10 protein-coding genes are annotated in these 13,500 nt (G+C 52.8%); 9 read left to right on the forward strand and 1 reads right to left on the reverse strand.

Translation table 11 applies throughout. The annotated features are described in order from the left end of the window. Positions 1-298 precede the first annotated feature (298 nt). Positions 299-2,803, forward strand: coding sequence for a phosphoenolpyruvate--protein phosphotransferase (gene ptsP, locus J1782_RS16185; protein ID WP_165061829.1), 2,505 nt, complete (start codon positions 299-301; stop codon positions 2,801-2,803). Between the two features lie 11 nt (positions 2,804-2,814). Next, entirely contained in the window at positions 2,815-3,477 is a 663-nt protein-coding gene (fsa, locus tag J1782_RS16190; RefSeq protein ID WP_152324819.1) for a fructose-6-phosphate aldolase, read from the forward strand. 91 nt (positions 3,478-3,568) lie between these two features. On the opposite strand, the gene J1782_RS16195 is transcribed toward fsa, so the two are convergent. Continuing rightward, the gene (locus J1782_RS16195) at positions 3,569-4,399 is read right to left on the reverse strand and encodes a dienelactone hydrolase family protein (RefSeq protein ID WP_165061825.1); all 831 of its coding nucleotides are present in this window, start codon (positions 4,397-4,399) and stop codon (positions 3,569-3,571) included. A 171-nt stretch (positions 4,400-4,570) separates the two neighbouring features. On the opposite strand from J1782_RS16195, the gene katE reads away from it, so the two are divergent. From katE to ubiB, 7 genes are all read left to right on the forward strand, one after another. After that, a complete protein-coding gene (gene katE / locus J1782_RS16200; protein ID WP_217153509.1) occupies positions 4,571-6,853 on the forward strand; it encodes a catalase HPII in 2,283 nt (760 codons plus the stop codon). A 289-nt stretch (positions 6,854-7,142) separates the two neighbouring features. Continuing rightward, on the forward strand, positions 7,143-7,904 hold the full coding sequence (gene udp, locus J1782_RS16205; protein WP_101079380.1) for a uridine phosphorylase: 762 nt from the start codon (positions 7,143-7,145) through the stop codon (positions 7,902-7,904). Between the two features lie 194 nt (positions 7,905-8,098). After that, positions 8,099-8,626, forward strand: coding sequence for a DedA family protein (locus tag J1782_RS16210; RefSeq protein ID WP_152324822.1), 528 nt, complete (start codon positions 8,099-8,101; stop codon positions 8,624-8,626). 157 nt (positions 8,627-8,783) lie between these two features. Beyond that, entirely contained in the window at positions 8,784-10,304 is a 1,521-nt protein-coding gene (gene rmuC / locus J1782_RS16215) for a DNA recombination protein RmuC (protein ID WP_165061822.1), read from the forward strand. A gap of 147 nt (positions 10,305-10,451) precedes the next feature. Further along, positions 10,452-11,207: a bifunctional demethylmenaquinone methyltransferase/2-methoxy-6-polyprenyl-1,4-benzoquinol methylase UbiE gene (gene ubiE / locus J1782_RS16220; protein ID WP_101079375.1), complete on the forward strand. Its 756-nt coding sequence runs from the start codon at positions 10,452-10,454 to the stop codon at positions 11,205-11,207. Between the two features lie 13 nt (positions 11,208-11,220). After that, positions 11,221-11,829: an SCP2 domain-containing protein gene (locus J1782_RS16225; protein WP_152324840.1), complete on the forward strand. Its 609-nt coding sequence runs from the start codon at positions 11,221-11,223 to the stop codon at positions 11,827-11,829. Further along, a complete protein-coding gene (gene ubiB, locus J1782_RS16230) occupies positions 11,826-13,457 on the forward strand; it encodes a ubiquinone biosynthesis regulatory protein kinase UbiB (RefSeq protein WP_152324824.1) in 1,632 nt (543 codons plus the stop codon). Before J1782_RS16225 ends, ubiB begins: the two co-directional genes overlap by 4 nt. The last annotated feature ends 43 nt before the right edge of the window (positions 13,458-13,500 follow it).

Here is a 13,500-nt window from a genome sequence, read left to right on the forward strand (position 1 = left end):
CGGAAGCTGAAAGGATATTGACGACCACAATAGGCCGCCGTCAGGGGCGCTAATAGTGGACAAATTTGTGTTTTACTGGACTTTTGTAAGCTCAGTTCAAAAATGCGAGCAGGTTCAAATAACCCGAGTCGGGGAGAGGTTTTTACGTCAGAACTCAATGTGAGCTGCCTCGCAAAAAGCGACGGACATTACATTTGTCCAGTGTTTGTCATTTTTGTCTGGTAGCAAGTTGGCCCGCGCGACTCTTATCCTGCAATGAGCCGGTTTATCCGCCGGAATTTGGGATGAGGATTCAGAAATGACCAAGAAGTTGAGCTTCACCTGCGTACTGGTAAATGGTGTTCATGCCCGTCCGGCCAGCCATATTGAAACGCTGTGCAATGGATTTGATTCTTCTTTTCACTGGCACAATGTCCGTTCTGACCGCAAAGCCGATGGCAAAAGTGTTCTGTCGCTGATTGGCGCGGATATTTTGCTGGGTGATGAATGTCACGTCACCGTGGAAGGGGAAGATGAAGAGGCCGCCTGTGCCGCGCTGGCGCATTTTATTGAACACCAGTTTCCGCTGTGTGATGAAGCCCTGCCTGAACATGATGATCAGGCGGAGCGGGAACCTCTTCCTGAATCTCTGGCAAATCTTTCTCCGCTGGTCTTTCGCGCCCGTTCCGTCAGTGAAGGCTGCGCGCTGGGGAAACTGGTCAGCCTTGCCCGCGTGAATCTGGCGACGCTGGCGGATTTACCCGAGACGCAAGGTACGGATAAAGAACAGAGTTTACTTTCTCACGGGCTGACAGGGCTGGAGAAGTCTATCGAACTTCAGCTGATGGCAGGGAATGGCACGGTGACCGCGGTGCTGGAGGCGCATCGTTCTTTGCTACGTGATAACAGCCTGCGTGACGCGCTGCATAAGCATGTCATGGAAGGAAAAAGTTGCGCGCAAAGCATCGTGGAAACAGCTCAGCATTTCAGCCAACAGCTGGCGCAATCTTCCAGTGCCTATCTGCGTGAACGCGAACTGGACATTCGTGATGTCAGCTTCCAGCTGTTGCAGCAAATCTATGGCGAGGATTGTTTTGCATCCCAGCAAAAACTGAGTGAAGCGAGCATTTGTCTGGCGGATGAACTGACGCCAAGCCAGTTTCTCGAACTGGATAAACAACACCTTAAAGGATTACTGCTCGGCAGCGGTGGCAGCACATCGCACACGGTGATCCTCGCGCGGTCTTTCAATATTCCCACGCTGGTTGGGGTCGATCCGCAGCCATTACAGGCATATCTGCGGCAGGATGTGCAGATTGACGGCGATCTCGGGCTGGTGGCTTGTGCGCTCAGTGAGCCGGTAAGGCGCTATTATCGTCAGGAACAGGCGGTGCATCAGGCACTGCGCAATCAGCAAAGCGAATATCTGGATAAACCGGGTTATACCGCCGACGGCGTGCGTCTTGAAGTCGCGGCCAATATTGCCCACTCGGTGGAAGCCTGTGCGGCATTTGACAATGGCGCGGAAGCTGTCGGGCTGTTCCGTACAGAAATGCTGTATATGGATCGCGCCAGTGCGCCTTCCGAAGACGAGTTATACAACATTTACTGCCAGGCAACAGAAGCGGCTAAAGGCAAAACCATTATCGTCCGCACCATGGATATCGGGGGCGATAAACCGGTCAATTATCTGAATATTCCTGCCGAAAATAACCCGTTCCTCGGTTATCGCGCAGTGCGTATTTATCAGGAATTCCTGCCGTTATTCCATACGCAAATGCGTTCAATTCTGCGTGCTTCCGCGCACGGATCGCTGAAAATTATGATCCCGATGATTTCTTCGATGGAAGAGATTTTATGGGTGAAAGAGAAACTGGCGGAAGCCAAACAGTCGCTGCGCAGTGAGCAAATCCCGTTCGATGAAAAAATTCAGCTGGGGATCATGCTGGAAGTGCCGTCGGTAATGTTCATCATCGATCAGTGCTGTGAAGAGATTGATTTCTTTAGCATCGGCAGCAATGACCTGACGCAATACTTGCTTGCCGTCGACCGGGATAACACCAAGGTTACCCGTCATTACAACAGCCTGAATCCGGCATTCCTGCGTGGTCTTGACCACGTCGTACGCGAAGTTCATCACCACGGGAAATGGATTGGCTTATGCGGCGAACTGGGTGCAAAAGGTTCCGTACTGCCGCTGCTTGTCGGCCTCGGGCTGGATGAAATCAGCATGAGTGCGCCGTCGGTGCCGGTGACGAAAGCGCGTCTGGCAAATCTCGACAGCCGGGAATGCCGTCAGTTGCTCAACCGTGCGATGCAGTGCCGCACGTCGCTTGAGGTTGAACATTTGCTGGCGCAGTTCCGTATGGCTGTGAACGATGCACCGCTGATCACCACAGAATGCGTAGCGCTCAATGCGGACTGGCGCAGCAAAGAGGAAGTGATTAAAGGCATGGTCGATAACCTGATGCTGGCCGGACGTTGTCGCTATCCGCGAAAACTGGCAGCAGACGTCTGGGCGCGTGAAGCCGTATTTTCGACCGGACTGGGTTTCGGTTTTGCTATCCCGCATACCAAATCAGAACATATCGAACAATCGACGATCAGCGTCGCGAAGTTGCCTGAACCGGTGCAGTGGGGCGAGGAAGAAGCACAGTTTGTCATCATGCTGACGCTGAATAAACATGCTTCGGGCGACCAGCATATGCGGATTTTCTCAAAGCTGGCGCGACGAATCATGCACGACAGTTTCCGCGACGCGCTGATGAATTCAACGACAGCAGCGCAGATAGAAGCACTGCTCAAACAAGAACTTGAACTCTGACAGGAGAGGGTATGGAACTTTATCTGGATACGGCTGATATCAGCGCAGTAAAACGTTTATCCCGTATTTTGCCGTTGCAGGGCGTGACGACGAATCCGAGCATTGTGGCAAAAGCCCGGACGTCATTATGGGAAGTTTTGCCCGCGCTGCGTGATGCTTTAGGCGGAGAAGGAAAACTGTTTGCGCAGGTGCTGGCAAATCAGGCTGAACAAATGGTTGAAGAAGCCGAATTGCTTCATTCACGCGTTCCTGGGCTGGTGGTGAAAGTTCCGGTCACGGCGGAAGGGCTGGCAGCCATTAAAATCCTGCGTACCCGAAAAATTCCAACGCTGGGAACCGCCGTGTATGGCGCAGGTCAGGGGCTGCTTTCGGCACTGGCCGGGGCAGAATATGTCGCGCCGTATGTTAACCGGCTGGACGCGCAGGGCGGCGACGGCATTGCGATGGTGACTGAGCTTCAGCAATTGCTGTCGCTTCATGCACCGCACGCCAAAGTGCTGGCCGCCAGCTTTAAAACGCCGCGCCAGGTGCTGGCTTGTTTGCTGGCGGGATGTCAGTCGGTCACCATGCCGGTGGATGTGGCGGAGCAGTTCATCAGCGCGCCTGCGGTGCAGGCAGCCGTCGAGAAATTTGAACAGGACTGGCAGGGCGCCTTCGGGAAGTTGTCGTTATAACCTTCTGAAAGACAACAAAAAACCCGACAGGAAAACCGGCCGGGTTTTTTTATTTGTTTCACTTTTGATTGTCTACTTCACACCGTGTTTTTTATTTCACCCCATACTGTGCAAAGAAATCCAGCATACGCTGCCAGCCATCGGTGGCGGCTTCGGCGTGATAACTCGGGCGGTAATCTGCATTAAACGCATGGCCGGCATCCGGATACACCACGATTTCCGCCGTCGCATTGGCCGCGCGAATAGCCTGCCGCATAGTTTCGACTGTATCCAGCGGAATGCCGGTGTCCTGACCGCCGTACAAACCTAACACCGGCGCATCAAGCGCGGCGGCACGGTCAACCGGGTTGGTCGGGCTGGTCAGTGTTTTGTTGCCGACCAGTTTTCCGTACCACGCCACGCCCGCTTTCAGTTGAGGGTTGTGCGCCGCATACAGCCAGGCGATCCGGCCGCCCCAGCAGAAACCGGTAATCCCGAGTTTGGAAATATCCCCGCCGTGCTGCGATGCCCAATGCGCGGTGTGGTCGAGATCGGAAAGTACCTGCTGATCCGGCACTTTGCTGACCAGTTTTTCGAACAGCTCGCTGATTTCGGTGTAATTGCGTGGATCGCCCTGACGGAAATACAGCTCAGGCGCGATAGCCAGATATCCTTGTTTTGCCAGCCGGCGGCAGACATCCTGAATATGTTCGTGAACGCCAAAAATCTCCTGGACCACCAGAATGATTGGTAATTTTCCGGAGAAGTTTTCCGGCCGGGCGAGATAGGCGGGAAGATCTTCACCCTGCGAAGGAATGGTCGTCTGACCCGCGTGAAGCCCGTCGGTGTCGGTATGAATTGTCGTGCTGGCAACCGGTGTCACGGCAGGGGCAAAGCTGGTCGGAGCCTGTTTCAGTGTCAGTAATTCTTCTTCTTTTTTCATCGTGGTCTCCATGCAAGTGTCCATACGGAAATCTGGCTCTATGGATTAAAACTATAGCCGGAAAGCTGGAACAGCAAGGCAGAACAGATGTTCTATAGTTAAAAGTTATGCAGGAAATATGTCAGGGAAGAACCATAGAACGTCCGAATCTTTCATGAGGAGTCATGTTCAATGTCGAAATCACCGTCTAAAACGACCAAGAAAAGTGAGTCAAAATCGGTAAGCAGAGCCCCTGCCACAGGCAGTCAATCTTCTCAGCCGGGCCTGGGCAATCTCGCGCCATCCGACAGCGCTTATCAGGCTTCACCGCAACCCACGCCGCCCGGCAAAGAACCGACCGCCTCCGGCAGTGCCAAAAGCCCGGAGAACACCAACGCCAAACTCGATGCGCTGGAGCGACATAGAAAAAATGGCGAGAAGCAGCCGCTGACAACCAATCAGGGCACCAAAATTGCTGATGACCAGAACTCGCTGAAAGCAGGCAGCCGTGGGCCGACGCTGCTGGAAGATTTCATCCTCCGCGAGAAAATTACCCATTTTGACCATGAGCGGATACCTGAACGTATCGTTCATGCGCGCGGTGCCGCCGCGCACGGTTATTTCCAGCCTTACCGCAGCCTGAAAGCGCTAACGAAAGCCAGTTTCCTCTCCGACCCGAAAAAGATAACGCCGGTCTTTGTGCGTTTCTCGACGGTGCAGGGCTCGAAAGGGTCAGCAGATACGGTTCGTGATATTCGCGGCTGGGCCACCAAGTTTTATACCGATGAAGGGATTTATGATCTGGTCGGTAATAACACGCCGGTCTTCTTCATACAGGATGCCCATAAATTTCCTGATTTTGTCCACGCCGTAAAACCCGAGCCGCACAACGAAATTCCGCAAGGTGCCAGCGCGCATGACTCCTTCTGGGACTATGTTTCCCTCCAGCCCGAAACGCTGCATAACGTTTTTTGGGCGATGTCTGACCGGGGCATTCCGCGCAGTTACCGCACGATGGAAGGTTTCGGGATCCACACTTTCCGCTTTGTGAATGCCAAAGGGAAAGCGACGTTTGTCCGTTTTCACTGGAAACCGCTGGCGGGTAAGGCTTCTCTGTTGTGGGACGAGGCACAGAAACTGGCGGGAAAAGATGCCGATTTCCACCGGCGCGATTTGTGGGAGGCCATCGAAGCCGGCGATTATCCCGAATATGAACTGGGCGTTCAGCTGATCCCGGAAGAAGACGAATTCAAGTTTGATTTCGATTTGCTCGACCCGACCAAGCTGATCCCTGAAAAACTGGTGCCGGTGGAGCTTGTCGGGAAAATGGTGCTCAACCGTAATCCGGACAACTATTTCGCGGAAACCGAGCAGGTCGCTTTCCATCCGGGACATGTTGTGCCCGGCATTGATTTTACAAATGATCCGCTGTTGCAGGGGCGTTTGTTCTCTTACACCGATACGCAAATCAGCCGTCTGGGCGGGCCGAATTTCCATGAAATCCCGATTAACCGGCCAACCTGTCCGTACCATAACTTCCAGCGTGACGGGATGCACCGGCAGGATGTAGATAACAATCCGGCGAATTACGAGCCGAATTCCATCAACAATAACTGGCCGCGAGAAACGCCACCGGCTGCGTCCGGAGGCGGATTTGAAAGTTACCCTGAGCGTATTGATGCTGAAAAAATTCGGCAGCGAAGTGAATCCTTCGCAGAATACTATGCGCATCCGCGCCTGTTCTGGCTGAGTCAGACGCCAGTGGAGCAGGATCATATCGCCGGAGCATTCTCCTTTGAGTTGTCCAAAGTGGTTCGGCCGTATATTCGCGAACGCGTGGTGGATTTGCTGGCGCACGTTGACCAGACTCTGGCGGCCATCGTCGCGAAAAATCTGGGCATCACACTTTCCGCGCAGACAAGAAAGGTTAAGCCTCCGAAACCGGTTAATGGTCTGGAAGCCGATCCATCACTGAGTTTGTACGCCAGCGGAAAAGGGACGATAAAAGGGCGTCAGGTGGCCGTGCTGCTGGGCGAAGGCGTCAACGCGGCTGATGTGCTGGAAACCTTGCAGGCGTTACAGGCTGCCGGTGTTCATCCCAAACTTCTGGCCAGCCATTTGGGAAATGTAATTGCCGATGATGGTTCGGCATTGCCAGTAGACGCCACGTTTGCCGGTTCGCCGTCGATTACCGTGGACGCTGTTATTGTGCCTCACGGCCACATTGATGCTTTGCTGATGAACGGCGATTCCCGTCATTATGTGCTTGAAGCCTATAAACATTTGAAAGTTATCGGGCTGAGCGGAGACGCCCGTCGCTTTAAACCGCTGCTTGGGCTGACGGATGACGTACCGGAGGACGGGATTATCGAGGGCGAAAAGGCGGAAGGAAAATTGCTGAAAGAGTTCCTGAAAGAAATGGCTAAACATCGCGTCTGGTCGCGTAGTGCGGCAGCCGGAGCGGTTCCGGCCTGACTTGAATTTTTATCAGCCTCACTGGCAGGCGGCGTCATTCATCAGTGATATGGCAACGCCTGCTTTTATTTTTCCGTTCGGGAAAATACTTCATCCTGCAAAGTATCAGTCTGGTTAAAATTTCGGCGTAATACATTTAATTTGTGATTTATGTCACAAATTAAATGTATGCGTGATTCTTGTTGTTACATCATAGTGACTGCCGTCACGAAATAACGTCACAATGTTCAGTACAGTTGCCGGGTGTTCCTTCTGCCAATAAATGACCTTACATACAGAGGAGTTTGTTATGTCTCAGCCTGAAGTTTTCCATCTTGGCCTGGCCAAAAAAGATTTAAACGGTGCCACGCTGGCGATTGTTCCCGGCGACCCGGAACGCGTGGAGAAAATTGCCAAACTGATGGAGAACCCGGTGCGTCTGGCTTCTCATCGCGAATTTACCTCATGGCGTGCTGAGCTTGACGGCAAATCTGTGATCGTTTGTTCAACCGGTATCGGCGGCCCGTCTACGTCCATCGCGGTGGAAGAGCTGGCACAGCTGGGCATCCGGACTTTCCTGCGCGTAGGTACGACCGGCGCTATTCAGCCGCACATCAATGTGGGCGATGTTCTGGTCACAACGGCTGCTGTTCGTCTTGATGGCGCGAGCCTGCACTTTGCACCGATGGAATTCCCGGCTGTCGCCGATTTCGCCTGTACCACGGCGCTGGTCGCGGCGGCAGAATCTGTTGGCGCTGCAACGCACATCGGCGTAACCGCGTCTTCTGACACCTTCTATCCGGGTCAGGAACGTTACGACACCTTCTCTGGCCGCGTTGTTCGTCGCTTCAAAGAATCGATGAAAGAATGGCAGGAAATGGGCGTGATGAACTATGAGATGGAATCCGCCACACTGTTGACCATGTGTGCAAGCCAGGGCCTGCGCGCAGGTATGGTTGCCGGTGTTATCGTAAACCGCACGCAGCAGGAAATTCCTGACGCGGAAACGATGAAAAAGACCGAAAGCCACGCGGTGAAAATCGTTGTAGAAGCCGCTCGTCGCCTGATCTAAAAAATACTAAAACAAACACATCACATCTGTGGGCTGCCTCTGGCGGCCCATTTTTTTGTCCCGATAATCAGATCTGTTAAGGTCGTGTTAGTAAAGTGTCTGGAATAATTTATCAATCCGGCTATTTATCTGCTGATAAAAAACTGCTGATAAAAAGCCGCTGGCACAAAACCGCTGACAAAAGGAACTGCTTTTTGACTGTTCACGACATTCTGGATTACACAACGACCTTTATTCGCGCACATCAGGTGTGGGCTGCGCCCATCGTCTTCTTTCTGGCTTTTGGTGAGTCTCTGGCATTTCTTTCCCTGTTGCTTCCTGCGACGTTTATCTTATTAGGGCTGGGTGCGCTGATTGGCGAAACCGGTATTCCTTTCTGGCCCATCTGGGCCGCTGCCGCGGCGGGTGCTTTCTTCGGCGACTGGCTCTCTTATTGGGTCGGCAACCATTTTCAGGACAGAGTGGGCAACTTCTGGCCGTTCTCCCGCCATCCGCAAATGCTGATCCGCGGGCATGCATTCTTCGAAAAATGGGGCATGCCGGGCGCGTTTATCGGCCGCTTTTTTGGTCCGTTGCGCGCCGTAGTGCCGCTGGTAGCGGGGATCTGTGGCATGCCAAAGAAATATTTCCAGATTGCCAACGTGACCTCCGCACTGATCTGGGCATTTGGCATTCTTGCGCCGGGCGCTTTTGGCATCCAATGGCTGAGCCGCTGGTTCTGAATCCTGCGCTGCATCGCTGAAGTCTTCAAGCGGCGCGGGCGGGAGAAATTCCTTTTTGGAAGACGTCTCGCAAAGGCGTCATGCCCCTGAAAATAGACTGGACATCCATACAGCCTGCTATTACCGTGACCGCAAGTGATTTTAAGAAGGAATGCGCGTGGATATCAGTATTTTGTACGCCCTGGGCGCAGGGCTAATCGGTCTGTTAGTCGGCTGGCTGGTCGCCAGTTTGCGGCAACAGCAGCAGCAGGCGGAGTACGAAACACAGCGCCGGTTGCTGGAGCATTCGCTGGAGCAAATGAAGGCGGAAAATGACGCGCACAAAAATGAGCGACAAGCCGTTCAGCAGCAAATGCGTGAAGCGGAACTTGAGCTGCGCAAATTGCACAGCGCGGCGGCAGCCAGCCAGGAGAAATTGCAATTGCTGGCTCACTGGCAAAATGAATGCGAGCAGCTGAACCAGGAATTACGCGCCCAGCGTGAAATTAACAGCGCTCAGGAAGCCGAGTTGCGCGAGGTTTCGACCCGGCTGGACGAAACGCGCATGGCGGCAGAAGACAAACAGCGACTGCTGATTAACAGCGAACAGCGCCTGAGCAGCCAGTTTGAAAATCTGGCCAACCGTATTTTTGAACAAAATGGTCGCCGGGCCGACGAACAGAACAAGCAAAGCCTGGACAAACTTCTGCTGCCGTTGCGCGAGCAGCTTGATGGTTTCCGCCGTCAGGTGCAGGACAGTTTTGGTCAGGAAGCCCGTGAACGTCACACGCTGGCGCACGAAATCCGTAACCTGCAACAGCTGAACGTTGAGATGGCACGTGAAGCGGTGAACCTCACCAAAGCGCTGAAAGGCGATAATAAAACGCAGGGGAACTGGGGCGAAGTGGTGCTCAGCCGCGTGCTGGAAGCGTCCGGCCTGCGCGAAGGTTACGAATATCAGACGCAGGTCAGCGTTCAGGTTGATACGAACAGCCGAATGCAGCCCGATGTGGTGGTGCGTCTGCCGCAGAATAAAGACGTGGTGATCGACGCGAAGATGACGCTGGTGGCCTACGAGCGTTACTTCAACAGTGAAGATGACAGCGAGCGTGAAGCGGCGCTGAATGAGCATATCGCGTCCGTTCGCGGCCATATCCGTTTGCTGGGTCGTAAGGATTATCAGCAGCTTCCCGGTTTGCGCAGCCTTGATTACGTCCTGATGTTTATCCCCGTTGAACCCGCTTTTTTACTGGCTATCGACCGGGAGCCAGAATTAATCAGCGAAGCACTGCGTCACAATATTATGCTTGTCAGCCCGACAACGCTGCTGGTGGCTTTGCGTACAATCAGTAATTTATGGCGCTATGAGCATCAGAGCCAGAACGCCAAACGCATTGCCGATCGCGCCGCGCGTTTGTATGACAAGCTGCGGTTGTTCGTGGATGACATGGAGTCGATGGGACAAAGCCTGGACAAAGCGCAGGGAAGTTATCGCTCCGCGATGAATAAACTCACGCAAGGCCGTGGTAATCTAATAGGGCAGGTTGAAAGTTTCCGTGCTCTGGGGGTCGAAGTTAAACGGCCTATCAGCCCCTCTCTGGCTGAGATAGCGAAAGCGGAAAATGAACCGGAAGATACCGCATCTCTGCCCGATATCTCTGATGCGGAAGAAGAACAGGCGCTGAACCCGCGTGAATAATTAAAGCTGGCAAAGGTTTCCACTGGGTCGGACTGATTCAATAAGTGAATCTTTGCAATATGTTGAATCACCATCGGTGATGGGGCTTTCTAACGGGTTCTGGTACACTTCTCCCCAAGAGTTTGACTGAAAAAGCAGGCATAAATAATGGAAAAGCAGACGCAGGAAACCACCCATTTCGGTTTTCGTACAGTAGCCAAAGATGAGAAGCAGGAAATGGTGGCGGAAGTCTTCCATTCCGTTGCGGCAAAATATGATTTGATGAATGACCTGATGTCTTTCGGCATTCATCGCATCTGGAAACGTTTCACCATTGATTGCAGCGGTGTGCGTCAGGGCCAGCGTGTGCTGGATCTGGCCGGTGGCACCGGCGATCTGACCGCGAAGTTCTCCCGTCTGGTGGGCGAAAAAGGCGAAGTTGTGCTGGCAGATATTAACGACTCCATGCTGAAGATGGGCCGCGAAAAGCTGCGTAATCTCGGTATTGTGGGCAACGTTAATTATGTTCAGGCCAACGCTGAAGCTCTGCCTTTCCCTGATAATTATTTCGACTGCATCACAATTTCTTTCGGTCTGCGTAATGTGACTGAAAAAGAAAAAGCGCTGCGTTCGATGTTCCGCGTGCTCAAGCCGGGTGGCCGTCTGCTGGTTCTGGAATTCTCCAAACCGGTTTTGAAACCGCTGAGCAAAGCTTACGACACCTACTCTTTTCATATTTTGCCGCGCATTGGCGAACTGGTTGCACAAGATGCTGAAAGTTATCGCTATCTGGCCGAATCCATCCGTATGCACCCTGATCAGGAAACCCTGAAAGGCATGATGGCGGATGCAGGTTTTGAGAATGTGACGTATCACAATCTGACCGGTGGCATTGTTGCGCTGCATCGGGGTTTCAAATTCTGATATGAGTATGCCGATGTTGTTAACGCCGTTGCTGACTGCCGCTATCGAGACGCCGCTTAATTTTCTGCTTTTCAAAGATCGCAGCATGAAGGCGGCGCGCACGCGTCTGGCAGGCAAAGTTTTACGTGTTGAACTACAGGAACTGAGCGCACCGCTGACGTTTGTTTTCAGCGAGCAAAAAATCGATGTGCTCGGACAATGGGAAGGTTTGGCCGATTGCACCGTTACTTCACGGATTTCATCGCTGCAAAAATTACGCGATCGCCAGCTGTTGTCGCCAATGATGCGCAGTGGCGAACTGGTGGTCGATGGTGATATTTCCGTGGTTCAGCAGTTTTCTGCATTGCTGGATATGGCTGAATTCGAGCCCGCAGAATTCCTGGCCCCTTATATCGGTGATATTGCCTCTCAGGGATTAAGTCAGGCGGTTCAGGGCGGTTTCCGTTTTCTGCAAAAAGGCCTTAAGCACCAGCAAAGCTATTTAGCGCAAACCCTGACCGAAGAGTGGAAAATGGCACCCGGTTCGCTGGAAGTGGTCTGGTTTAGCGATGAAGTCTCTGCACTGGTGCGGGAACTGGATGCGCTGGATAGACGTATCGAAAAACTGGAGGGTAAACCGTGACGCCTAGGGAAATGCGACGTTTATATCTGATCATCCGCATGTTTCTGATCTACGGCCTTGACGAACTCATCCCTAAAATCCGCTTAACGCTGCCGCTGCGCATTGGTCGTTATCTTTTTTTCTGGTTGCCTAATCGTCATAAAGAAAAGCCGTTGGGCGAGCGTATGCGTATGGCGCTGGAAGAACTGGGGCCGGTATGGATCAAGTTCGGGCAGATGATGTCAACGCGGCGTGACCTTTTCCCTCCTCAGATTGCCGATCAGCTTGCTTTGCTTCAGGACCACGTTCCGCCTTTTGATGGCGCAAAAGCGCGTCAGCAAATTGAAGTGGCGCTCGGTGGTCCGGTGGAAACCTGGTTTGATGAGTTCGACCAGACGCCGCTGGCTTCTGCCTCGATTGCTCAGGTTCATACTGCCATTTTGAAAGAAAACGGTAAGCCGGTGGTTCTGAAAGTGATCCGTCCGGATATTTTGCCGACTATCGTGGCGGATATCCGTCTTATGTCACGTCTGGCAGGCTGGTTACCGATTCTGTTGCCCGATGGTCGCCGTTTGCGCCCCCGTGAGGTGGTACGCGAATATGAAAAAACGCTGCTCGATGAACTGAATTTACTGCGTGAAGCGGCGAATGCTATTCAGCTGCGCCGTAATTTCGAAGGCAGCCCGATGTTGTATGTGCCGGAGGTTTACCCGGATTACTGTAGCGAACGTCTGATGGTGATGGAGCGTATTTACGGTATCCCGGTTTCTGATATTGAAGCGTTGAAGAAACAGGGCACCAATATGAAACTGCTGGCCGAACGCGGCGTGCAGGTTTTCTTCACTCAGGTTTTCCGCGACAGTTTCTTCCATGCCGATATGCATCCGGGCAATATTTTCGTGAGCTATGAAACGCCCGAAGACCCTTGCTACATAGGGATCGATTGCGGCATAGTGGGTTCGCTCAACAAGGAAGACAAACGGTATCTTGCGGAGAATTTCATCGCTTTCTTTAACCGTGATTATCGTAAAGTGGCTGAATTACATGTCGATTCCGGCTGGGTTCCCCGCGATACCAACGTCGAAGAGTTCGAATTCGCTATCCGTACGGTTTGCGAACCGATTTTTGAGAAACCGCTGGCAGAAATTTCTTTTGGTAACGTGCTGCTGAATCTGTTTAATACGGCCCGCCGTTTTAATATGGAAGTTCAGCCTCAGCTCGTGTTGCTGCAAAAAACGTTGCTGTACGTAGAAGGTCTCGGACGTCAGCTTTATCCTCAACTCGATTTGTGGACCACAGCGAAACCTTTCCTCGAAAGTTGGGTGCGCGATCAGGTCGGGTTGCCGGCAATGATCCGTGCATTGAAAGAGCGTGCGCCGTTCTGGCTGGAGAAAATGCCTGAGTTGCCGGATCTGGTTTACCAGAGCCTGCATCAGCATAAGTTGTTGCAATACAACATTGAGAAGCTTTCCTCCCAGATCCATAACCAGAGTTCCCGTCAGGGGCAGTCTCGTTATCTTCTGGGGATTGGTGCGACGCTGCTGTTGAGCGGAACTCTTCTACTGTTGGGCGATGTTAAGGTTTATCCGGCATGCCTGATGATTGCGGGTGCAATTTCCTGGTTGATTGGATGGAAGCGCGCCAGCTGAATACTTTGCGTTAAATTGAATGCCGTTTGCGAACGGCAATGAA

It is taken from the genome of Rahnella sp. BCC 1045, assembly GCF_019049615.1.
GTDB classification, from domain to species: domain Bacteria; phylum Pseudomonadota; class Gammaproteobacteria; order Enterobacterales; family Enterobacteriaceae; genus Rahnella; species Rahnella contaminans.